Genomic DNA, 19,461 nt, shown 5'->3' with positions numbered 1-19,461 from the left:
GAAAAGGAGAAGCACGTGAGCAAGCCAAGTGTCCAGGGGTTCATCCGATACCTTCTCGTCCTCCTCGCGGCATTGGCGCTGGGCGCCTGTGCCACCAAGCACCCCCCGCTGGAAGATGTCTCGCTGGACGGCAGTCCCGACTACATCATCGGCCCCGGCGATAACGTGAACATCTTCGTCTGGCGCCAACCCGAGCTCTCCATGTCGGTGCCGGTGCGCCCCGATGGCAAGATCACCACCCCGTTGATCGAAGACGTACCCGCCGCCAACAAGACCCCCACCGAACTGGCCCGGGACATGGAAGAGGTCCTGTCCGTGTATGTGCGGGACCCGGTGGTCACGGTCATCGTCACCGGTTTCCGCGGCCCTTATGATCAGCAGATTCGTGTGGTGGGCCAGGCCGCCAATCCTCAGGCCATTCCCTTTAATGAAAACATGACCGTCCTGGATGTGATGATCGCCGTTGGCGGGCTCACCGAGTTCGCGGCGGGCAATCGGGCCTCCATCGTGCGCCATGCCAACGGCGAGACCCGTCAGTTCAACGTGCGGCTGAACGATCTGCTCAACCGGGGTGACATCGAGGCCAATGCCCATGTGCTCCCCGGGGACATCCTGATCATTCCGGAATCCTGGTTCTAATGCCCGTGTCGGGTGGCCAGGGATGGCTCCCCCTTAGTTGATGTGCAGTAAGCAGCAGTTCGCGTAGGCGAGGAGGTCGCCGCCATGCAGGAAATCCTCAATCAGGTCCTGGGTTACGTCAGGTCCACCTGGCGCTACCGGTGGATCGTGCTCATTGTGGCCTGGATCATCAGTCTGGCCGGGTGGGCTCACGTCACCCAGTTGCCTGACCAATACCGCGCCTCCGCCCAGGTCCACGTGGATACGCAATCCATGTTGAGGCCTCTGTTGCGGGGCTTGGCTGTGGATACCAATATCTCCCAGCGAGTGGAATTCATGACCCGCACCATGCTCACCGGCCCCAACCTGGAAGAGGTGGCCCGGGAAGTGGATCTGCATCTGCAGGCGCGTGATGACAGCGACATGCAGCGGATCGTGAATCGGCTGCGCAGTGGGATCAATATCTCCTCCACTCGCCAGAATGATGTGTACACCATCTCCTACACCCACGGGAATCCACAGCATTCCTACGATGTGGTGCAGGCGCTCATCAACCGATTTGTGGAAGGGGCCCTGGGCGACACCCGCGCCGGGACGGATCATGCTCAACGTTTCCTGCAACAGCAGATCGAAGAGTACGAACAGCGCCTCACGGCTGCTGAGCGTCGGCTGGCAGATTTTCGTAGGGACAATGCGGGCTTGCTGCCGGGCGAAGGGGGGACCTATTACTCCCGGCTCCAGCAGGCCAGAAACCAGATGGAAGAGACCCAGCAGCGCCTGCGGGAGGCAGAAAATCGCCGTAACGAGATTCGCCGGCAGATTGCGGGCGAGGAACCCACCTTCGGCATCATGGGGGGCACTCGGACCTCGCAGGCCACGGCCGCCATCGACAGTCGTATCCAGAATCTGCAAAGCCGCCTCGATGAATTGCTGCTGACCTACACCGAACGGCACCCGGATGTACAAAGCATCCGCCGCACCATTGAGGATCTGGAGGAACAGCGGGAAGAGGAGATCATGCTGGCCCGCCAGAGTGGCCCCACGCCCGAGCAGTTGGATACCAACCCCGTGTATCAGCAGATGCGCATGAGCCTGTCCAATGTGGAGGTGGAGATCGCCAGTCTCAGCTCCCGGCTGCAGCGTCAGCAGGAAACGGTGGAAAACCTCCAGGGGATGGTGAATGTCATTCCTGACATCGAGGCCGAACTCAAGCGCCTGGACCGGGACTACAACATCAATCAGCAACAGTACAACCAGTTGCTTCAGCGCCGTGAATCGGCCGCCATCAGTCGTAGGGTGGAAGAGGGTGGCGATCAGGTGCAGTTCCGGGTGATCGAGCCGGCACGCGTGCCGTCCTCGCCGTCTGCCCCGAACCGACCGGCCATGTTCAGTGCCTCCCTGGTGGGTGGGTTGGCCGTGGGTGCTGGCCTGGCCTTCCTGATCGGTCTGCTGCGCCCCGTGTTCGACAACCGTCGCACGCTCAACTCGGTCACCGGCTTCCCGGTGCTGGGTGTGGTCTCCCAGGTGAGCAATGCCCGCATCAAGCGGCGTGAGCGAATCGAACTGGCCGCGTTTGCGTCCTTCGGTGGCCTGCTGATCCTCACCTACTTCGTGGTGGTGGCAGCGGGCGGAATTCATCTACCCATCGTGGAGCGGCTGCTGGGATGAGCGATAACGATCGAGAACTGAGCCTGATCGAAAAGGCAGAGCGCCGCCTGCGAGAGCAGGAGAGCGGCAAGGCAAGCGCCCCGTCGGCCTCGTCTGGTTTTGAGCGGACACAGGTCGATGCCCGGGTGGCCGACCAGCCCGAGTCAGCTCCGAAACCGGATTCGGAAGCAATACAAGTGGCTGCCCACGACGCGAAAGGCGTTGAGGCCGACCCGTCAGAGCAGGCCCCCCTGCATCCGCTGCCGGATGTGCCACCGCCCCCGCCGGATCTGAAGCCGGACAGTGATCGTTATGTGGAACTCAATCTGGCCCATTTGCGCGAGCAGGGCTTTGTCACCGCCGGCTCTGAGCGCACCCAGGTGGCCGAAGAGTTCCGCATGATCAAGCGCCCGCTGCTGGCCAATGCCTTCGGTCGCGGGGCCGACCTGGTGGATCAGGGCAATCTGGTGATGGTGACCAGCGCCAAATCCGGCGAGGGCAAGACCTTCACGGCGGTCAACCTGGCCATCAGCATCGCCATGGAAATGGACAAGACGGTGCTGCTGGTGGATGCGGACGTGGGCCGCTCGCGGGTACACGAGATTCTGGGCACCCCCCTGGGGCCGGGGCTCATCGACCTGCTGCTGGACGACAAGCTGGACGTGGGCGATGTGATGATCAAGACCAACATCCCCAAGCTGCGGGTCGTGCCCATGGGCAAGTATCATCCTCATGCCAACGAGTTGCTGGCCAGTGAAGACATGCTGCGCCTCACCAAGGAACTGGCGGAACGCTACCCGGACCGTATGGTGATCTTCGACTCCCCACCGCTGTTGCTCACCAGCGAGGCCTCGGTGCTGGGCGGCTTGCTCGGCCAGGTCGTCTTCGTGGTGGAGTCGGAAAAGACCCTCCATGGGGCGGTGAACGATGCTCTGGCCCTGCTGGATCATTCCAAACCCATCGGGCTGGTGCTCAACAAGATGCGCTCGTCCCTGATCAGTCGCTACGCCGGCTATGGATATGGTTACGGCTATGGCTACAGCTACGCGAAACAGGGCAACGATCAACCCGCACAGGGATCCGCCGCATGAACCCTCCATGGAGTGGAGCACTGCTGGGAGGCGCGGCCGTTCTGTTCCTGAGCGCCGACGCCTCGGCCAACCGGTGGGACTTTACGCCGCGGGTGAGTGTCTCGCAGACCTACACGGATAACGTGAATCTGGCCTCATCCTCCGATGACAAGGAATCGGAATCGGTCAGTCAACTCAATACCGGCTTTTCCCTGAGTCGGGATGGTGGACGTACCGACCTGAGTCTGGGGTACAACCTGCAAAGCCTGGCCTATTGGGGAGATGACAGCCGTAACACGGTGAACCACACCTTCTCGGGCAACAGCACCACGGAGCTCCTGCGGGAGACCTTTTTCGTGGATGCTTCCGCTAGCTACCGGGAGCGATTGGTGGATGGTCGCGATGGTTTTGCGGATGACACTCTCACCGATGGCAACCGGACGGGGGTCGCTAACTACCGGATCAGCCCCTTTTGGCGCCAGCAGTTCGGGCGGTTTGCCGGTGGCGAAGTGCGCTACACATGGGACAAGACGGATTATCAGGATGCCAGCATTGGGGGTTCCGGGAGTGAGTCCAATCGGGTGCAGGCCAGCCTGAACAGTGGTCCCCAGTTCACCACCATTGGTTGGGGCCTGACCTACAGCTGGGACCAGGTCGACTTCGAGGACGGTTCCCAGACCACCTTCGAATCCATCGAGGGGCTGGTGCGGTTGAATCTCACGCCGCAGTTCAGCGTGTTTGCTGCCGGCGGGGAGGAGCGCAACGACTTCCAGCGCGATGCCGGGACCGATGACCCCGATGACAGTTTCTGGCGCGCAGGTGCCACCTGGCTGCCCACTCCCCGAACATCACTTGATGCGTTCTATGGCGAGCGTTTTTTTGGGGACACCTATGGTTTGACTTTAAATCATCGATTTCGCCATGCGACGTGGTCTGTTGCTTACTCCGAGACCGTAGACACCCAACGAGGTGAGTTGGACGATGTTTTTGACCCATCCACAGACACATTCATCTCCCGACAACTCAGCGTCAGTGCTTCCGGTCAGCGATCTAGAGTGTCGTGGACGGTAAGCGGCTCCCGCGTGGAGCGCGAATACCAGACGGACCGAGGTGACGAAGAGGTCAACACCCTCACCACCTCCGCCAGCTACCAACTGGCCCCCCGCACCAGCGCCCAGGCCAGCCTGCAATGGCAGGGCACCGATTACGACGTGGACAACCGCAAGGACGACCTCTACGCCCTCAGCCTTGGCCTGAGCCGTACCCTGGGCCCTCGCACCTCCGCCTCACTGACCTACCGCCATCAGCAGCGCGACTCGGACCTGCCGGGTGGCGATTACGAAGAAAACCGGGTGACCGCCACACTCAGCGCCACGTTCTAGGGAGCGTCATGTACGAAGCCTACTTCAAGCTGGATCGCAAACCCTTCCAGCTCAGCCCTGACCCGCGCTACTTCTTTGGCAGCCGCATCCACCGGCGGGCGCTGGCCTATCTTCGTTATGGACTGAGCCAGGGTGAAGGCTTCATTGCCATCACGGGGGATGTGGGCACAGGCAAGACCACCCTGGTGCGCATGCTCTTCAACGAGCTCAATGATGACAACCTCATCGCCGCCCAGATCGTCACCACCCAACTCCAGGCCGACGACCTGCTGCGCATGGTGGCCATGGCCTTCGGACTAGAAGTGGAGAAGGACAGCAAGGCGACCATCCTATCCCGCCTGGAACGTTTCCTCACCGAGAGGGCCCGGGAAGGCAAGCGCATGCTGCTGGTGGTGGACGAGGCCCAGAACCTGCCCCCCCATGCCCTGGAAGAGCTGCGCATGCTCTCCAACTTTCAGGTGTCCGGTCGTCCCCTTTTGCAAAGCTTCCTGCTCGGTCAGAACCAGTTCCGCCGCACCCTGCAGATGGCCGAACTGGAACAGTTCCGCCAGCGCTTCCTGGCCGCCTGTCACCTCACGCCCCTGTCGGAAGACGAAACCCGGGAATACATCGAGTATCGCCTGGAGAACTCCGGCTGGCAGCGAGACCCGGACTTCACCCCTGAATCCTTCGCCGAGATCCACCGCCAGACCGAGGGCATCCCGCGACGCATCAACAGCCTGGCCGACCGCCTGCTGCTGTTCGCCTTCCTGGAGGAGCGGCACGAGATCGACGATGCCGTGGTGCGTGCCGTGGCCCAGGAACTGGGCGAGGAGATGAACGCCCTCGCGGAAGAAACCGGTTCCGGGCCACTGGAAGGGAGCCTGGATCGCGGCGGTGTGTACGACGCCGAGGGCCTGCCGGCCCACTACTCCTGGAGCAACCTGGAACTGCGGGTCTCGGCACTGGAAAGCCGCATCCAGACCATGGAAAAGACCTTCTACCGGGAAATCTCCCAGGTCCGCCGCTTCATCAAGCATTTCCTGAAGGAGAAGCCCCAGTGACCCAGGTTCCCAACGCCCCCCAGGGCATCCGCAATGCCATGACCGTGGATGTGGAAGACTACTTCCAGGTCTCCGCCTTTGAGGAACACATCTCCCGGGGGAGTTGGGATGATCTGCCCTGCCGGGTGGAACAGAACGTGGATCGCATCCTGGCGCTGTTCGCGGAGCAGGGCGTGAAGGCCACGTTTTTCTATCTGGGGTGGGTGGCTCGCCGCTATCCGGAACTGGTGCGGCGCACCCGTGACGAGGGCCACGAGATCGCCAGTCACGGCTGGTCCCATATTCGTGCCACGGAACAGACCCAGGAGGCCTTCCGTCAGGATGTCTCCCGCACCAAGGCGCTGCTGGAAGACGTGACCGGCGACCCGGTGCAGGGCTATCGGGCCGCCAGTTACTCCATTGGCCGCAACAACCTCTGGGCCCTGGATGTCCTTCAGGAAACGGGGTATCGCTACAGTTCCAGCATCTACCCCATCCGCCACGACCTCTACGGCATGCCCGAGGCCCCCCGGTTCGCCTTTTACCCGGTGGAAGGCGACCTGCTGGAGGTGCCGGTGACCACCCTGGAACTGGCGGGCCAGAAGTTCCCCTGCGGCGGTGGCGGCTATTTCCGCCTGTTCCCCTATCACCTGTCCCGCTGGGCCATACAGCGTATCAATCAGGCCGAGGGGCAGTCGGCGGTGTTCTATTTCCACCCCTGGGAGATCGACCCGGACCAGCCCCGCCAGCAGAACATCGGCCTCAAGACCCGGGTTCGCCATTACCTCAACCTGAAGCGCACGGAATCGCGCCTCAAGCTACTGCTCAAGGACTTTCACTGGGACCGCATGGACCGCGTGTTCCTGGAGCCTGCCCCCAGCCCATGACCGCACAGCCACAGACCTCAAACCCGCCCACGAACCTGACCGTCCAGCGCCTGGAGCCGGCGATGGAGCCTGGTTGGGAAGCCTTCGTGGATGCCTGCCCCGACGCCACCTTTTTCCACCGTGCCGGGTGGAAACGGGTGCTGGAGCAGGCCCTGGGGCATAAGGGATATTACCTTTACGCCGAATCCGGGGGCCGCATCCGCGGTGTGCTGCCCCTGGGGCATGTGAAGACCCTGCTGTTTGGCAATGCCCTGATCTCCGTGCCCTTCTGCGTGTACGGTGGCGTGGCCGCCGAGGATGCCGAGGCCGAGCAGGCGCTGATCCAGGCCGCCCAGGACCTGGCCGAGGAACTCCAGGTGGATTATCTGGAACTGCGCCACCGGGAGCGGCGCCTGCCCGAATGGCCCTGCAAGGACGACCTGTACGTGACCTTCCGCAAGCCCATCGATCCCGACCCGGACGTGAACATGAAGGCCATCCCCCGCAAGCAGCGGGCCATGGTGCGCAAAGGCATCAAGCGGGAACTGGCCTCGGAGCGGGATACGGGCATCGACCGATTCTTCCCCATTTATGCCGACAGCGTGCGCCGCCATGGCACGCCGGTGTTCGCCCGTCGGTTCTTTCAGGCCCTGATGGATGAGTTTGGCGAGGCGGCCCAGGTGACCACGGTCAGCCATGACGGGCAGCCCGTGAGCAGCGTGCTGAGTTTCCTGTTCCGGGATGAGGTGCTGCCTTACTACGGAGGGGGCACCCCCGAGGCCCGTGACCTGGCCGCTTTTGATTTTCTTTACTGGGAGGTGATGCGCTGGGCCAGCCAGGAGGGCTACCGCCTGTTCGATTATGGTCGCAGCAAACGGGGCACAGGCTCCTTCAGCTTCAAGAAGAACTGGGGTTTCGAGCCGGAGCCGCTGTATTACGAATACCACCTGGTGCGGGCGAAGGATGTTCCGGACATCAATCCGCTCAACCCCAAGTATCGGTTGTTCATTGCTGGCTGGAAGCGGTTGCCGTTGCCGGTGGCCAATCGATTGGGACCGGTGATCTCAAGGGGGTTGGGCTGATGGTGTGGAGTCCGTGTCTTCGACTTTCGCGACCAAGGGTCGCTCCCACAGGGAGCGGGGCCAGCACCACTCTATGTAGCACCACCCCGTGGGAGCGGCCCTCGGCCGCGAAGGCCGGAGCCCGGTAATGACAAAACCCCACCTTCTGTTCCTGGCCCACCGGATCCCCTATCCTCCCAACAAGGGGGACAAGATCCGCTCCTTCAACCTGCTCAAGCACCTGGCGGCCCACTACCGGATCCACCTGGGCTGCTTCGTGGACGACCCGGCAGATTGGCGCTACCAGGACGACATCACCGCCTATTGCGAAGAAGCCCACCTTCAGGCCCTGCGCCCCCGCCTGGCCAAGCTCAAGAGCCTGCGTGGCCTGCTGACCGGCCAGGCCCTCACAGTGCCCTATTATGCCGACGGCCGGATGCATGAGTGGGTGCACAAAAAGCTGGATGCCGGCATCGACCGGGTGTTGGTGTTTTCCTCGGCCATGGCTCAGTACCTGCGGCCCGAGGACCATGCAAAGTGTCATGTGGTGGTGGACTTCGTGGATGTGGATTCCGATAAATGGCGTCAGTACGCCCCATCGCATCGGTTTCCCATGAAGCAGCTCTACCTGCGCGAGTCACGCGAACTGCTGGCCTTCGAACGCCAGACTTCTGCGCGGGCCACGGCCGGGGTCTTCGTCAGCCACGAAGAGGCGGAACTGTTCCGCCAGTTGTCCCCCGAGACCGCCCGGGTCACCCATGCCATCGACAACGGCGTGGATGTGGACTACTTCTCACCGGAGCACGCCTATCCCTCGCCCTTCCATATGGGGGAGCATCATCTGGTCTTCACGGGCGCCATGGACTACTGGGCCAATGTGGATGCGGTGCGTTGGTTTGCCGAGTCGATCTTTCCGGGGATCCACAAACAATGCCCCAAGGCCCGTTTCACCATCGTGGGCGCCCGCCCCAGTCCGGAGGTGAAACGATTGGAAGAGATCGAGGGCGTGCAGGTGACCGGGGCGGTCAAGGACGTGCGCCCGTACCTGGCTTATGCCGCAGCCGCCGTCGCCCCCTTGCGCATTGCGCGCGGGGTGCAAAACAAGGTGCTGGAGGCCATGGCCATGGCCCGCCCGGTGATCGCCACCTCCCAGGCCATGGATGGCCTGCGGGTATGTGAGGATGTGGATCCCATGGTGGGTGACACGCCCGAGACCCTGAAGGCACTGGCGGTCGCGGTATTGACGGGGGAGATCCCGGCTGACACCGGGGCCCGGAATCGAGCGTGCGTGTGCAGGCATTACAGTTGGGCGGAGCACATGGGGCGATTTGTGGATCTGCTGGAGAGTGATCGGGGGCAGGAAAGTCGATGAACACCAGTCCATCCAGCACACAAGCTCAACCCGCTGCCCCGGCCCCCATCAAGGCCAGCAAGAGCGGCCTCCCATGGTCTCTGGCCCTGGGCCTGCTCACCGCCGCCTTCCTGGCCATGCTGGCCCTCTATTGGCCCAGCGTGGAACAACTCATCTACATCTGGACTACCTCCGATACCTATGCCCACGGCATGGTCATCCTCCCACTGAGCCTCTTCCTGGCCTGGACACAGCGCCATCGCCTGGCACAGGTCAGCCCCACGCCCAGCCTCTTCGGCGCCCTGGTGATCCTGGCCCTCGGCGTTGGCTGGTTCCTGGCTCGAGCCGCCGATGTCACCGTGGTGCAGACTTTCGTGGTGGTGGCCATGGTGCCCGCGCTGGTGCTGGCCATCATGGGCTGGCAGGTATCCCGGGTGATTTTATTCCCGCTGGCCTACCTGTTCTTCGCCTGGCCTGTGGGCAGTTTCCTGGTGCCCATCCTGCAGGACTACACCGCCTGGTTCACGGTATGGATGCTGCGCTTCAGTGGCATTCCCACCTTCGCTGAGGGTTACTACATCAGCATTCCGGCCGGTGACTTCGTGGTGGCCGAGGTGTGCAGCGGCATCCGCTACCTGATCGCCTCCGTGGCCCTGGGGCTGGTGTATGCCTATCTGGTCTATCGCAGCATCTGGCGACGTCTGGCCTTCGTGGCCCTGTCCATCCTCGTACCCATCGTTGCCAATGGCCTGCGCGCCTACGGCATCATCATGATCGCCCACTGGACCAATATGGAACACGCCGTGGGGGTGGATCACCTGATCTATGGTTGGTTGTTCTTTGGCCTGGTGATGTTCCTGTTGTTCTGGATCGGCACCTTCTTTCGGGACGACCATGAGCCGCTCAGTGCCAAGGTGGCTGGGGAGAAGACCGCTGCGTCCACCGGCACAGTGGTGCCTGCTACCCGCCGCCTGGCCTCTCATGCCACCCCCATCGTGGCCGTGATCCTGGCCCTCGCCCTGGCGCCGGCCAGCGAGCTCGGGCTGGACCAGCGCATGGCCAGGCTGGCCGGTGATCTGCAGCCCCTGGCCCCTGCAGTGACCCAATGGCGGGGTCCCGAGCACCTGAGGGAGCCCGCCTGGAGCCCTCGCTGGGCAGAGCCCGACGCGCTGTCCCAAGTGGTGTACACGGGTTCCACGAAAGAAGTGGAACTGCACCTTTTCCACTACCACCACAACCAGCCGGGTACTGACCTGATTCGCTACGACAACCGCATCTTCGATGGCGATCAATGGCGAAGGATCGCTCAGGGCAGCGCAACCGTCACCTTGCCCGATGGAGGGCAGCGCCCGGTGCGGGAGACCATCCTGCGTGGCAGAGGTGGGCAGGACCGTGTGGTGTGGCACTGGTATCAGGTGGCGGGCCACACGACGGTGCGCCCCATCGAGGTGAAACTTCTGGAGGCCTGGGCTCGTCTTTCCGGCCATCGGGAGGGCTCAATGCTCGTGGCCGTGAGTGCCGAGTTCCAGGTCTCACCCGACGAGGCCCGTAATGTGCTGGCCAATTTCCTGGAACAGGCGCCTCGTCATGTAGACGTGGGCGAAACGCCGTCGGACGCCGCCCATGAATGATCAGCCTCCCAGGGTATACCGACCCCCGCTTGTCGCCCACATCATCCACCGACTGGATGTGGGCGGCATGGAAAACGGCCTGGTGAACCTGATCAACCACATGCCGCCTCAGCGTTATCGGCATGCCATCATCTGCATGACCGATTACACCGACTTCGCCGAGCGCATCCAGCGTGACGACGTCAGCCTGCACGCCCTGAACAAGCGCGAGGGCAAGGACCTGGCCGTACATGGCCGGCTCTGGCGCCTGCTGCGGGAACTGCGGCCCGATATCGTTCACACCCGCAACATGGCCACCCTGGAATCCCAGGTGACGGCGGCCCTGGCCGGCGTGCGACATCGGGTGCACGGTGAGCATGGTTGGGACATGGGGGATCTGGATGGCTCGCGTATCAAGACCCAGCGACTGCGCCGCCTGGTGAGGCCGCTGGTGGGGCAGTACATTGCACTGTCGCGGCACCAGTTGGGGTATCTGCAGGACGCAATCGGGGTGCCGGCCTCCCGGTTGAATCATGTGTGCAATGGGGTGAACACGGGGCGGTTTCGGCCAGTGGCTTTACCGTATGATTCCGGGGTCAGGGAGGCTGATGGAGGCTTCGATATTCGCGGCCGAGGGCCGCTCCCACGGGGGGGCAGGGACGCAGCATTGCCAGAGGGATTTGCCCCGGAGGGGGCCACCGTGATCGGTGCAGTGATGCGCATGCAGGCGGTGAAGGCGCCCGAGGTGCTGGTGGAGGCCTTCATCCAGTTGTGTCAGCGCCCGGGGCACGAGGGCGCCCGCCTGGTCATGATCGGTGATGGCCCGAAATTGGCCGGTTTACGTGAGCGCCTGGAGCAGGCTGGCTTGACCGATCGCGCCTGGCTGCCCGGCGCCCGGGATGACGTGCCCGATTTGATGCGGGCCATGGATCTGTTCGTCGTGCCCTCGCTGGCCGAAGGCATCTGCAACACCATCCTGGAGGCCATGGCCACGGGGCTGCCGGTCACTGCCACCCATGTGGGGGGCAACCCGGACCTGGTGGAGGAGGGCCACACCGGCCGGTTGATCCCCGCCGGGGACGTGGGCGCCCTGACGGACGCTCTGGCCGGGTATCTGGCCTCGCCGGAGACTGCGGCAGCCCATGGGACCAATGCACGCGCCCGTGCCGAGGCATCGTTCAGCATGGATGCCATGGTTCGGGGGTATCTGGATATTTACGATGGGCTGGTTGGGTCCGCCCGATAATCAGAGAACAAGGCTTATGTGCGGCATCACAGGGATCTTCGACACCCGCGAACAGCGCCCCATCGACAGGGCACTGCTGGAACGCATGAACCAGACCCAGTTCCACCGGGGCCCGGACGAGGGCGGCATCCACGTGGAACCGGGGCTGGGCTTCGCCCACCGGCGCCTGTCCATCATCGACCTGTCCAGCGGCCAGCAACCCCTGTTCAACGAGAACGGGTCCGTGGTCGTCACCTACAACGGCGAGATCTACAACTTCCCCGAACTCACCGAAGAGCTCAAGGCCGCCGGCCACCAGTTCCGCACCCACTGCGACACCGAGGTGATCGTCCACGCCTGGGAACAATGGGGCGAGGCCTGCGTGAAACGCTTCCGGGGCATGTTTGCCTTTGCCGTATGGGACCGGAACGTGGACACCCTGTTCATCGCCCGGGATCGCCTGGGCATCAAGCCTGTCTACTACGCCATCAGGCCTGACGGCATGCTCACCTTCGCCTCCGAGCTCAAGGCCCTGATGGCCGACCCGGACCTGCCCCGGGCCCTGGACCCGCAGGCGGTGGACGACTACTTCGCCTATGGCTACGTCCCCGAGCCGCGCACCATCTACGATGCCGTTCACAAGCTCCCCCCGGGGCACACCCTGTCCATCCACCGCGGCCTGCGAGTGCCCGAACCCCGCATCTACTGGGACGTGCCATTCCGGGATACGGGCCCCATGAGCGAGGCGGACGCCATGGAGGGGCTGGAGGAACGCCTGCGCGAGGCCGTGCGTGTGCGATTGGTGGCCGAGGTGCCGCTCGGCGCCTTCCTCTCCGGTGGTGTGGACTCCAGTGCCGTGGTGGCCATGATGGCCGGTCTGTCATCCGATCCGGTCAAGACCTGCTCCATCGCCTTCAGCGACCCGGCCTTTGATGAATCCGCCCACGCCGCCCAGGTGGCGCAGCGTTTTGGCACCAGTCACCAGGTGCGCCAGGTGGACCCGGACGACTTCGGGCTGCTCGACCGACTGGCCGAGTTATACGACGAACCCTATGCCGACAGCTCAGCCCTGCCCACCTACCGGGTGTGCGAGCTGGCGCGGGAGCAGGTGACGGTCGCCCTGTCTGGCGATGGGGGGGATGAAAACCTGGCTGGTTACCGGCGCTATCGCTTCCATGTGCAGGAAGAGCGCTTGCGCTCCATCATGCCGCTGGGCCTGCGCCGCCCCCTGTTTGGCGCCATGGCGCACCTCTACCCCAAGGCCGATTGGGCACCTCGCATGTTCCGGGCCAAGGCCACCTTCCAGGCCCTGGCCCGGGATGCCGTGGAGGGGTATTTCAACAACAACGCCATCATCCGCGACGAACAGCGCCAGCGCCTTTACAGCGAATCCTTCCGCCGCAGCCTGCAGGGTTATCATCCCGTGGAGGTCCTGCGCTACCACGCCCAGCGCTCCCCGACGGATCATCCCCTGTCGTTGGTGCAGTACCTGGACATGAAGACCTACCTCCCCGGCGATATCCTCACCAAGGTGGACCGCGCCAGCATGGCCCACGCCCTGGAAGTACGCGTGCCCATCCTGGATCACCCGTTGGTGGAATGGATCTCCGGCCTCTCACCGGACATGAAGCTCAAGGGCGGCGAGGGCAAGTACATCTTCAAGAAGGCCATGGAGCCGCACCTGCCCCACGACATCCTCTACCGCCGCAAACAGGGCTTCGCCGTCCCCCTGGCCCAGTGGTTCCGCGGGCCATTGAAACAACGCCTGCAGGAAACCATCCTGGGCGACCGCCTCAGGGACTCCGGCATCTTCGACATGAACACCCTCCAGCACCTGGTGGATGCCCACGTGAGCGGCCAGCGGGACTACAGCGCCCCACTGTGGAGTCTGTTCATGTTTGAGGCGTTTTTGCGGAGGAATGAAGGTTTGGGGTGAGGATCGCGCTGACTCGCATTACGTGGCGGCATTGTTGCGCGGTGCGCAATGCGCTACACTGGTCTGTCATGATCAAATCAATCAGGCACAAGGGACTGAAGCGATACTACGAGACAGGGAGTACTCGGGGTATCCAGGCAAAGCATGCCAAGCGCCTGCGAATGCAACTCGCCGCTCTGGATTCCGCTCTGGAAATTGCAGATCTCGAAATACCTGGGTATGGGCTCCACCAACTGAAGGGGGATAGAAGAGATACATGGGCCATTTCCGTCAGTGGGAATTGGCGGCTGACCTTCGAGTTTTACGATGGCAATGTGTATCTGCTCGATTACGAGGATTATCACTGATGGCTATGCACAATCCCCCTCATCCTGGCGAGTTCATCCTTGCAACCTATATGGAGCCCTATGGGCTCAGTTGCCGTTACCTGGCAGAGCAGTTGGATGTCTCTCCCTCCACTCTGAGCCGGATCCTTAAGCAGCAAAGCGGCGTCAGCCCTGAAATGGCATTGCGTTTATCGAAAGCACTTGGCCGCACACCGCAAAGCTGGCTTGCGATGCAAGATTCCTATGATCTTTGGCACGCAGGTAAAAGCATTAGGCTCGACAGGGTTCACAAAGTCCAGTTGAACCCCGCATAACCATGAGCCGGTAAGAATTCACTCTGGGTCATAGCCGTATGCCTGTTTTCAGAGCCCGATCATGGATCGGTTGGCGGGGTGTATTCGGGTCCAGTACCAGCACATCGATGGGTTGGTCGCCCAGTGCCATCTGAAGCCGCGCCACCATCCGCAGGGATTGGCGCTTTCGCTCCTCCAGGGGCTGGGGGCACTGGATCAACAGGTCAATGTCCCCACCCCGCAGGGAATCATCCACCCTCGAGCCAAACAGCCACACCTGCACCTCGGGGCCAAACAGATCCCGTGCGGTTTGTTTGATTACCCTGGTCTGATCGGCTGACAGTCGCATCGGCTCACTCGAACACTGAAAGCAGACCCCTCAGGCCTGCTTGCGGACCTGCCGCAGCACCCGGGCCCCCTCCCGGATCATCTCCTCCGTCGTGGCCCAGTTCACGCAGGCGTCGGTGATGGAGCAGCCATAGCGCAGCTTGGAGCGATCCTCCGCCATGGGCTGGTTCCCTTCCTCCAGGAAACTCTCCACCATCAGGCCCACAATGGAGAAAAGGGTCGAGAGTGCCTGTCCATTCCTCCTGCGCCCACCCACGAGTAAAAGACAGCACTCACGGACTCACCGATGAAAGTGCCGACACCAGACCTGCCACCCGACCAAGAACACTCAACTCAAAGCTCATGACTGTCAGACATCTTTACAAAAAGCCAAAAACGCAAGGTCAAGCCACCCCGTCCTCTACCACTCTCCGCAAATGAAGCAAAAATAAATAATTTGCCAATTCCCAGAAAGTTAGCCATGACATCAATATGATACACGCAAAAAACTCAAGCCCAGGAAAGCATCAGGCTCGTTTTTTGCCTAACTTTAACGGGTTCAACCAACCCTAAGTCCTATCACCATGATTATGTGACAGGATTCACAAAATCACGACGCCCGCCCATCACAGGCAGAGCAAAGGCAAAAACGAATTAAATACATAGTCAGAGGCAAATGATCATGCGAAGTTTCAGACCTGCCGTACTATTACTATCGATCATCCTTATCACATACACAGGCAGCGCTTCCGCAAACATCATCAAGGATACCGAAGGTGGCGGCTTTTTCGACATCAGGCCCTTTGTCACCTTTGGAGACATGGAGGGCATCTTGAATGTCACGGCCACCTTTGCAGACGGCGCTACATCCACCTTAACCTGGACCGATCTGGGAGGCGGCCTGAGTGGCGTCAGAGAAGATGATCAACAAGGCCCCTGGACACTGTTCGGCATTAGCCAGGAAGATACTTTCCCAACATTCGACTCAGTTACCGAAACATACACGAGCGGCATCTGGACACTTACCAACGAAGACACTAGCGAAGCAATCACCGAACTGACATTGTGGAGCGAAGGGAAATACCGGATCGTTTTTGATGCGACGCTTGCCGATCCCGGCACAGAGGGTACTCTTGCGGGCATGGATTTCACCCCCGTTTCAGCTGCCGGTGAAATACTGGGTCTGGAGGATTTTACAGCAACATACTCCATTCCTGTCCTGCCGCTTATCACTGATCCTGAACACGACGCCTTTCTTCAGCTGAGCATCCTGCTGCCCGAGGGCGGAATCGCCGCCGGACAGAGCTTCTATTTCGTCCAGGACACGGATATCGCGATCCCTCTTCCCTCCACCATGGCCCTTCTGGCCCTTGGGTTGGGCTTGCTGCCTTGGATACGCAGACGCTCAAGACATCTTTAAATCAGCGCATAACCGGCAATACCGGTGGAGCCGACACCGTCTCCTTGACGCGGCCGGCTCCACCGGGAAGGTGATAGTCTGAGTCTTGGAGCAGCGGGCTGTGAAGACCTTTTATGACCAGCATCCGGCCCAACGATGGATGGGCTATCGGCTCGTTGCCGTGGACGGCACCAAGGCGCGACTACCCCTCAGCGATGAGTTGGCCGAGGAGTTTGGTACCCAGGGGAACCAGACCAAAACCCAGCGGCCGATGGCGCTGCTGGTCAGCCAGCAGGATGTTCTGACGCGAGTGCCCCTGAGTTGCGAGCTGGCTCCATGCGAATGGGTGAGCGCTTCCTCGCAGAACGCCTGCTCAGAGGCCTCAACACCGAAAATCTGGCCCTGTATGACCGAGGGTTCCCTTCCTTTGCCCTGTTCGTAGCCCATCGCCACGCCTCAGAATGAGCGTACATTGGGGAGAGGGGCTCGTAATGTATCTTTCATCACCGGGGGTGCCTCACCACCGTGATGTATGACAGTTAACACGGGCGCTTGATCTGTCCGGGCAGCCGAGTGTCCGGCAGATTCAGGCGCGTCTGAGCATCCTCGCGCAGACTCTCATAGGTGTCCATCAGCATTAGAGCATGATCCCTGGCCAGCAGCAGGCTCGCGGCAAACTCTGCGGGGCAGGTCATGTATTCGTGAACCAGTTCGTTGCGAAGCTTTCGTGCTTCCAACCACTCCGACGTGCTGTTCAGCACCCCAAGCCGCTCGGCCCGGTTCAGCACCTCAATCTGGCTGCCTGGGGTTTCCGCCAGTGCCTTCAGCCAACGAGGCAGCAGCTTGTCGGCGATGGTGTCCTGCATCCTGGAGAATCTCGATACAAAGGCCTCCAGTCTCTCAGCCATTTCCGGCCGATCTTCCAGTTGGCGAACCCATTCCTCGGAGATGTTTTCGGTGTAAAGGCGTCGCCAACTGTAGGCCAGGTGATGCCCCTCTCGAGATACAATCTCCAGGGTGTGGAGAAAACGATCAACCGGTAAAAATTCCTCCCGACTCATAAAGGTATACCTGTTTTCAGCGCCCGATCATGGATCGGTTGGCGGGGTGTATTCGGGTCCAGTACCAGCACATCGATGGGTTGGTCGCCCAGTGCCATCTGAAGCCGCGCCACCATCCGCAGGGATTGGCGCTTTCGCTCCTCCAGGGGCTGGGGGCACTGGATCAACAGGTCAATGTCCCCACCCCGTAAGGAATCATCCACCCTCGAGCCAAACAGCCACACCTGCGCCTCGGGGCCAAACAGATCCCGTGCGGTTTGCTTGATGACCCTGGTCTGATCGGCTGACAGTCGCATCGGCTCACTCGAACCCTGAAAGCAGGCCCCTCAGGCCTGCTTGCGCACCTGCCGCAGCACCTCGGCCCCTTCACGGATCATCTCCTCCGTGGTGGCCCAGTTCACGCAGGCGTCGGTGATGGAGCAGCCATAGCGCAGCTTGGAGCGATCCTCCGCCATGGGCTGGTTCCCTTCCTCCAGGAAACTCTCCACCATCAGACCAACAATGGACTGATTCCCCTCGCGGATCTGATGCATCACATCCTTCATCACCAGCGGCTGCAATTCTGGCTTCTTGGAGGAATTGGCGTGAGAGCAGTCCACCACGATGTTCTTGGGGATGCCCGCCTTCTCCAGGGCCTGCTCGGCCAAGGCTACGGAGACCGTGTCGTAATTGGGCTGGCCATTGCCACCGCGCAGCACCAGGTGCCCGTAGCGGTTGCCCCGGGTGCGCAGGATCACCGACTGCCCGTCGCTGCCGATGCCCAGGAAACTATGCGGGTTGGATGCCGACAGGATGGCGTTCACCGCCACCCCCAGATCCCCATCCGTGCCGTTCTTGAAGCCCACCGGCGTGGACAGCCCCGAGGACATCTCCCGGTGGGTCTGCGACTCCGCCGTGCGGGCGCCGATGGCCGTCCAGGCGATCAGATCCCCGTAATACTGGGGCGCGATGGGATCCAGGGCCTCGGTGGCCGCCGGCAGGCCCAGTTCGTTGATGTCCATGAGAAAACGCCGTGCCTTGGCCATGCCCTCGTCGATCCGGAAGCTGTCATCCAGATACGGGTCATTGATGAAGCCCTTCCAGCCCACGGCGGTGCGGGGTTTCTCGAAATACACCCGCATCACCAGCAGCATGGTGTCGGCCACCTCGTCCGCCAGCAGCTTCAGCCGCCGGGCATAATCCAGCCCCGCCTCCGGGTCATGGATGGAGCAGGGCCCCAGCACCACGAATAACCGCGGATCCTTGCGATCCAGGATGTCGCACAAGGCCTGGCGCCCCTGCAGCACCGTGTGCTCCGCCGCCTCGGACATGGGCAACTGGGCCTTGATCTCCCGAGGCGAGGGCATGTAGTCCACGGAGGCGATGTTGAGGTTGTCGGTCTGTGCAGTGCTCATGCGGCTGTCCGGGTGATGTGAATGGCAATCTCGTCAGTTTAACGCGAAAAACGGGGGCTGTGCGTTGCGGGGGAATGACCCAGGCGGATGGGATCCGTTACACTTCTCGGCAAACAACCAACACAAGCTCCCATGACCCGCCCAGGATTCGAAGAACAATGGCGACGCCGCTTTGTGGAACGTGGCCAGCGGTTTCAGGATGACGCCGGAATTGCGGGGTGGAGCACCTCAGGGCTGGAAACCCGTTTGCGGAACTTTCAGCGCGTATGGCAGGGGGATGTGCCCGATGCGCTGTGGGTTGATGCCGGTTGTGGTGCCGGCAGCTACACCCGTTACCTGGCTGAGCGCGGGGTGTGTGCCATCGGCCTGGATTACTCCCTCCCCTCGGTTCAAAAGGCCAGAGCACGCAGTCATGCCTCCATTCCCTGGGCCGTGGGCGATGCCACGCAATTGCCCATTCAGCCTGGAAGTCTGGATGGGGTGATGTGTTTTGGAGTGCTTCAGGCACTGTCCCGACCGGAAGACGCTGTTCGGGAACTCACCGCCACTGTCCGCCCCGGTGGGCAGATATGGGTGGACGCCCTCAACCGAGACTGCCTGTCCACCCGCGCCAGGCGATTCGTTTCCCGCCTTCTCCGAAGACCACTGAATCTACGCTACGACCGCCATCGTCAGCTCGTTGACTGGTTGCACCAGCATGGGGGTGTCGATGTGAAGGTGCACTGGGTACCGATCCTGCCGGGGCGTCTGCAGCGCTTCCAGCCCTGGGTGGAGCACGACTACCTAAGGCGGCTGCTGGCCCGAGTACCCGCAATGGGAGCCCTGCTGAGCCATGCCATCCTGTTGTCGGCCAGAAAGGCCTGAGCTTCTCGA

At 61.9% G+C, this 19,461-nt stretch carries 20 protein-coding genes; 15 read left to right on the top strand and 5 right to left on the bottom strand.

Annotation, left to right across the window (positions count from 1 at the left end; genetic code table 11):
• Positions 1-15 precede the first annotated feature (15 nt).
• The 13 genes from LPW30_RS07520 to LPW30_RS07460 all read left to right on the top strand — a co-directional run bounded on the left by LPW30_RS07520 (position 16) and on the right by LPW30_RS07460 (position 14,428).
• Positions 16-639 carry an XrtA/PEP-CTERM system exopolysaccharide export protein gene (locus tag LPW30_RS07520; RefSeq protein WP_025281430.1) on the top strand — a complete coding sequence of 208 codons (624 nt, stop codon included), beginning with the start codon at positions 16-18 and terminating at the stop codon, positions 637-639.
• Between the two features lie 84 nt (positions 640-723).
• Positions 724-2,286 carry an XrtA system polysaccharide chain length determinant gene (locus tag LPW30_RS07515; RefSeq protein WP_239680493.1) on the top strand — a complete coding sequence of 521 codons (1,563 nt, stop codon included), beginning with the start codon at positions 724-726 and terminating at the stop codon, positions 2,284-2,286.
• The gene (locus LPW30_RS07510) at positions 2,283-3,356 is read left to right on the top strand and encodes an XrtA-associated tyrosine autokinase (RefSeq protein ID WP_239680492.1); all 1,074 of its coding nucleotides are present in this window, start codon (positions 2,283-2,285) and stop codon (positions 3,354-3,356) included. The genes LPW30_RS07515 and LPW30_RS07510 overlap by 4 nt, the downstream gene beginning before the upstream one ends.
• Entirely contained in the window at positions 3,353-4,717 is a 1,365-nt protein-coding gene (locus tag LPW30_RS07505; RefSeq protein WP_239680491.1) for a TIGR03016 family PEP-CTERM system-associated outer membrane protein, read from the top strand. The genes LPW30_RS07510 and LPW30_RS07505 overlap by 4 nt, the downstream gene beginning before the upstream one ends.
• Before the next feature lie 8 nt (positions 4,718-4,725).
• Positions 4,726-5,760 (top strand): XrtA/PEP-CTERM system-associated ATPase, encoded by a 1,035-nt coding sequence (locus LPW30_RS07500; RefSeq protein ID WP_239680490.1) that lies wholly within the window; start codon positions 4,726-4,728, stop codon positions 5,758-5,760.
• 38 nt (positions 5,761-5,798) lie between these two features.
• On the top strand, positions 5,799-6,626 hold the full coding sequence (locus tag LPW30_RS07495; RefSeq protein ID WP_239680561.1) for an XrtA system polysaccharide deacetylase: 828 nt from the start codon (positions 5,799-5,801) through the stop codon (positions 6,624-6,626).
• On the top strand, positions 6,623-7,687 hold the full coding sequence (locus tag LPW30_RS07490) for a FemAB family XrtA/PEP-CTERM system-associated protein (RefSeq protein ID WP_420797714.1): 1,065 nt from the start codon (positions 6,623-6,625) through the stop codon (positions 7,685-7,687). The genes LPW30_RS07495 and LPW30_RS07490 overlap by 4 nt, the downstream gene beginning before the upstream one ends.
• Before the next feature lie 127 nt (positions 7,688-7,814).
• Entirely contained in the window at positions 7,815-9,038 is a 1,224-nt protein-coding gene (locus LPW30_RS07485) for a TIGR03087 family PEP-CTERM/XrtA system glycosyltransferase (protein ID WP_239680489.1), read from the top strand.
• The gene (gene xrtA, locus LPW30_RS07480) at positions 9,035-10,648 is read left to right on the top strand and encodes an exosortase A (protein WP_239680488.1); all 1,614 of its coding nucleotides are present in this window, start codon (positions 9,035-9,037) and stop codon (positions 10,646-10,648) included. Before LPW30_RS07485 ends, xrtA begins: the two co-directional genes overlap by 4 nt.
• The gene (locus LPW30_RS07475) at positions 10,641-11,873 is read left to right on the top strand and encodes a TIGR03088 family PEP-CTERM/XrtA system glycosyltransferase (protein ID WP_239680487.1); all 1,233 of its coding nucleotides are present in this window, start codon (positions 10,641-10,643) and stop codon (positions 11,871-11,873) included. Before xrtA ends, LPW30_RS07475 begins: the two co-directional genes overlap by 8 nt.
• Positions 11,874-11,889: 16 nt before the next feature.
• Entirely contained in the window at positions 11,890-13,788 is a 1,899-nt protein-coding gene (locus LPW30_RS07470; RefSeq protein ID WP_239680486.1) for an XrtA/PEP-CTERM system amidotransferase, read from the top strand.
• A 68-nt stretch (positions 13,789-13,856) separates the two neighbouring features.
• Positions 13,857-14,135 carry a type II toxin-antitoxin system RelE/ParE family toxin gene (locus tag LPW30_RS07465; protein WP_239680559.1) on the top strand — a complete coding sequence of 93 codons (279 nt, stop codon included), beginning with the start codon at positions 13,857-13,859 and terminating at the stop codon, positions 14,133-14,135.
• Positions 14,045-14,428 carry a HigA family addiction module antitoxin gene (locus LPW30_RS07460; protein ID WP_239680485.1) on the top strand — a complete coding sequence of 128 codons (384 nt, stop codon included), beginning with the start codon at positions 14,045-14,047 and terminating at the stop codon, positions 14,426-14,428. Before LPW30_RS07465 ends, LPW30_RS07460 begins: the two co-directional genes overlap by 91 nt.
• A gap of 28 nt (positions 14,429-14,456) precedes the next feature.
• On the opposite strand, the gene LPW30_RS07455 is transcribed toward LPW30_RS07460, so the two are convergent.
• Positions 14,457-14,756, bottom strand: coding sequence for a nucleotidyltransferase domain-containing protein (locus LPW30_RS07455; RefSeq protein ID WP_239680484.1), 300 nt, complete (start codon positions 14,754-14,756; stop codon positions 14,457-14,459).
• A gap of 30 nt (positions 14,757-14,786) precedes the next feature.
• Entirely contained in the window at positions 14,787-14,951 is a 165-nt protein-coding gene (locus LPW30_RS07450) for a hypothetical protein (RefSeq protein WP_239680483.1), read from the bottom strand.
• Between the two features lie 465 nt (positions 14,952-15,416).
• Between LPW30_RS07450 and LPW30_RS07445 the strand changes: the two genes are divergently transcribed.
• Positions 15,417-16,154 carry a hypothetical protein gene (locus tag LPW30_RS07445; protein ID WP_239680482.1) on the top strand — a complete coding sequence of 246 codons (738 nt, stop codon included), beginning with the start codon at positions 15,417-15,419 and terminating at the stop codon, positions 16,152-16,154.
• A 518-nt stretch (positions 16,155-16,672) separates the two neighbouring features.
• Here the strand turns inward: LPW30_RS07445 and LPW30_RS07440 are convergent.
• From LPW30_RS07440 to LPW30_RS07430, 3 genes are read right to left on the bottom strand one after another with little or no spacing between them, the layout of a single operon-like run.
• Positions 16,673-17,194 (bottom strand): hypothetical protein, encoded by a 522-nt coding sequence (locus LPW30_RS07440; protein ID WP_239680481.1) that lies wholly within the window; start codon positions 17,192-17,194, stop codon positions 16,673-16,675.
• Positions 17,191-17,490 carry a nucleotidyltransferase domain-containing protein gene (locus LPW30_RS07435; protein WP_239680480.1) on the bottom strand — a complete coding sequence of 100 codons (300 nt, stop codon included), beginning with the start codon at positions 17,488-17,490 and terminating at the stop codon, positions 17,191-17,193. The genes LPW30_RS07440 and LPW30_RS07435 overlap by 4 nt, the downstream gene beginning before the upstream one ends.
• Before the next feature lie 30 nt (positions 17,491-17,520).
• Positions 17,521-18,588, bottom strand: a complete 1,068-nt coding sequence (locus LPW30_RS07430) for a 3-deoxy-7-phosphoheptulonate synthase (RefSeq protein WP_239680479.1) — start codon at positions 18,586-18,588, stop codon at positions 17,521-17,523.
• A gap of 132 nt (positions 18,589-18,720) precedes the next feature.
• On the opposite strand from LPW30_RS07430, the gene LPW30_RS07425 reads away from it, so the two are divergent.
• A complete protein-coding gene (locus LPW30_RS07425) occupies positions 18,721-19,452 on the top strand; it encodes a class I SAM-dependent methyltransferase (protein ID WP_239680478.1) in 732 nt (243 codons plus the stop codon).
• Positions 19,453-19,461: the final 9 nt, after the last annotated feature.

Origin of the sequence: Ectothiorhodospira variabilis (assembly GCF_022227625.1) — a bacterium.
In the GTDB taxonomy this organism is placed as follows: Bacteria; Pseudomonadota; Gammaproteobacteria; order Ectothiorhodospirales; family Ectothiorhodospiraceae; genus Ectothiorhodospira; species Ectothiorhodospira haloalkaliphila.
Note: the sequence above shows the minus strand (reverse complement) of the source record. Positions and strands in the feature narration are given on the sequence as shown.

What these genes read in the sequence shown, in the direction of transcription:
- LPW30_RS07515 (WP_239680493.1), top strand. Translation starts at nt 724, where the DNA reads ATGCAGGAAATCCTCAATCAGGTCCTGGGTTACGTCAGGTCCACCTGG.
- LPW30_RS07510 (WP_239680492.1), top strand. Translation starts at nt 2,283, where the DNA reads ATGAGCGATAACGATCGAGAACTGAGCCTGATCGAAAAGGCAGAGCGC.
- LPW30_RS07505 (WP_239680491.1), top strand. Translation starts at nt 3,353, where the DNA reads ATGAACCCTCCATGGAGTGGAGCACTGCTGGGAGGCGCGGCCGTTCTG.
- LPW30_RS07500 (WP_239680490.1), top strand. Translation starts at nt 4,726, where the DNA reads ATGTACGAAGCCTACTTCAAGCTGGATCGCAAACCCTTCCAGCTCAGC.
- LPW30_RS07495 (WP_239680561.1), top strand. Translation starts at nt 5,799, where the DNA reads ATGACCGTGGATGTGGAAGACTACTTCCAGGTCTCCGCCTTTGAGGAA.
- LPW30_RS07490 (WP_420797714.1), top strand. Translation starts at nt 6,623, where the DNA reads ATGACCGCACAGCCACAGACCTCAAACCCGCCCACGAACCTGACCGTC.
- LPW30_RS07485 (WP_239680489.1), top strand. Translation starts at nt 7,815, where the DNA reads ATGACAAAACCCCACCTTCTGTTCCTGGCCCACCGGATCCCCTATCCT.
- xrtA (WP_239680488.1), top strand. Translation starts at nt 9,035, where the DNA reads ATGAACACCAGTCCATCCAGCACACAAGCTCAACCCGCTGCCCCGGCC.
- LPW30_RS07475 (WP_239680487.1), top strand. Translation starts at nt 10,641, where the DNA reads ATGAATGATCAGCCTCCCAGGGTATACCGACCCCCGCTTGTCGCCCAC.
- LPW30_RS07470 (WP_239680486.1), top strand. Translation starts at nt 11,890, where the DNA reads ATGTGCGGCATCACAGGGATCTTCGACACCCGCGAACAGCGCCCCATC.
- LPW30_RS07465 (WP_239680559.1), top strand. Translation starts at nt 13,857, where the DNA reads ATGATCAAATCAATCAGGCACAAGGGACTGAAGCGATACTACGAGACA.
- LPW30_RS07460 (WP_239680485.1), top strand. Translation starts at nt 14,045, where the DNA reads ATGGGCCATTTCCGTCAGTGGGAATTGGCGGCTGACCTTCGAGTTTTA.
- LPW30_RS07455 (WP_239680484.1), bottom strand. Translation starts at nt 14,756, where the DNA reads ATGCGACTGTCAGCCGATCAGACCAGGGTAATCAAACAAACCGCACGG.
- LPW30_RS07450 (WP_239680483.1), bottom strand. Translation starts at nt 14,951, where the DNA reads ATGGTGGAGAGTTTCCTGGAGGAAGGGAACCAGCCCATGGCGGAGGAT.
- LPW30_RS07445 (WP_239680482.1), top strand. Translation starts at nt 15,417, where the DNA reads ATGCGAAGTTTCAGACCTGCCGTACTATTACTATCGATCATCCTTATC.
- LPW30_RS07440 (WP_239680481.1), bottom strand. Translation starts at nt 17,194, where the DNA reads ATGAGTCGGGAGGAATTTTTACCGGTTGATCGTTTTCTCCACACCCTG.
- LPW30_RS07435 (WP_239680480.1), bottom strand. Translation starts at nt 17,490, where the DNA reads ATGCGACTGTCAGCCGATCAGACCAGGGTCATCAAGCAAACCGCACGG.
- LPW30_RS07430 (WP_239680479.1), bottom strand. Translation starts at nt 18,588, where the DNA reads ATGAGCACTGCACAGACCGACAACCTCAACATCGCCTCCGTGGACTAC.
- LPW30_RS07425 (WP_239680478.1), top strand. Translation starts at nt 18,721, where the DNA reads ATGACCCGCCCAGGATTCGAAGAACAATGGCGACGCCGCTTTGTGGAA.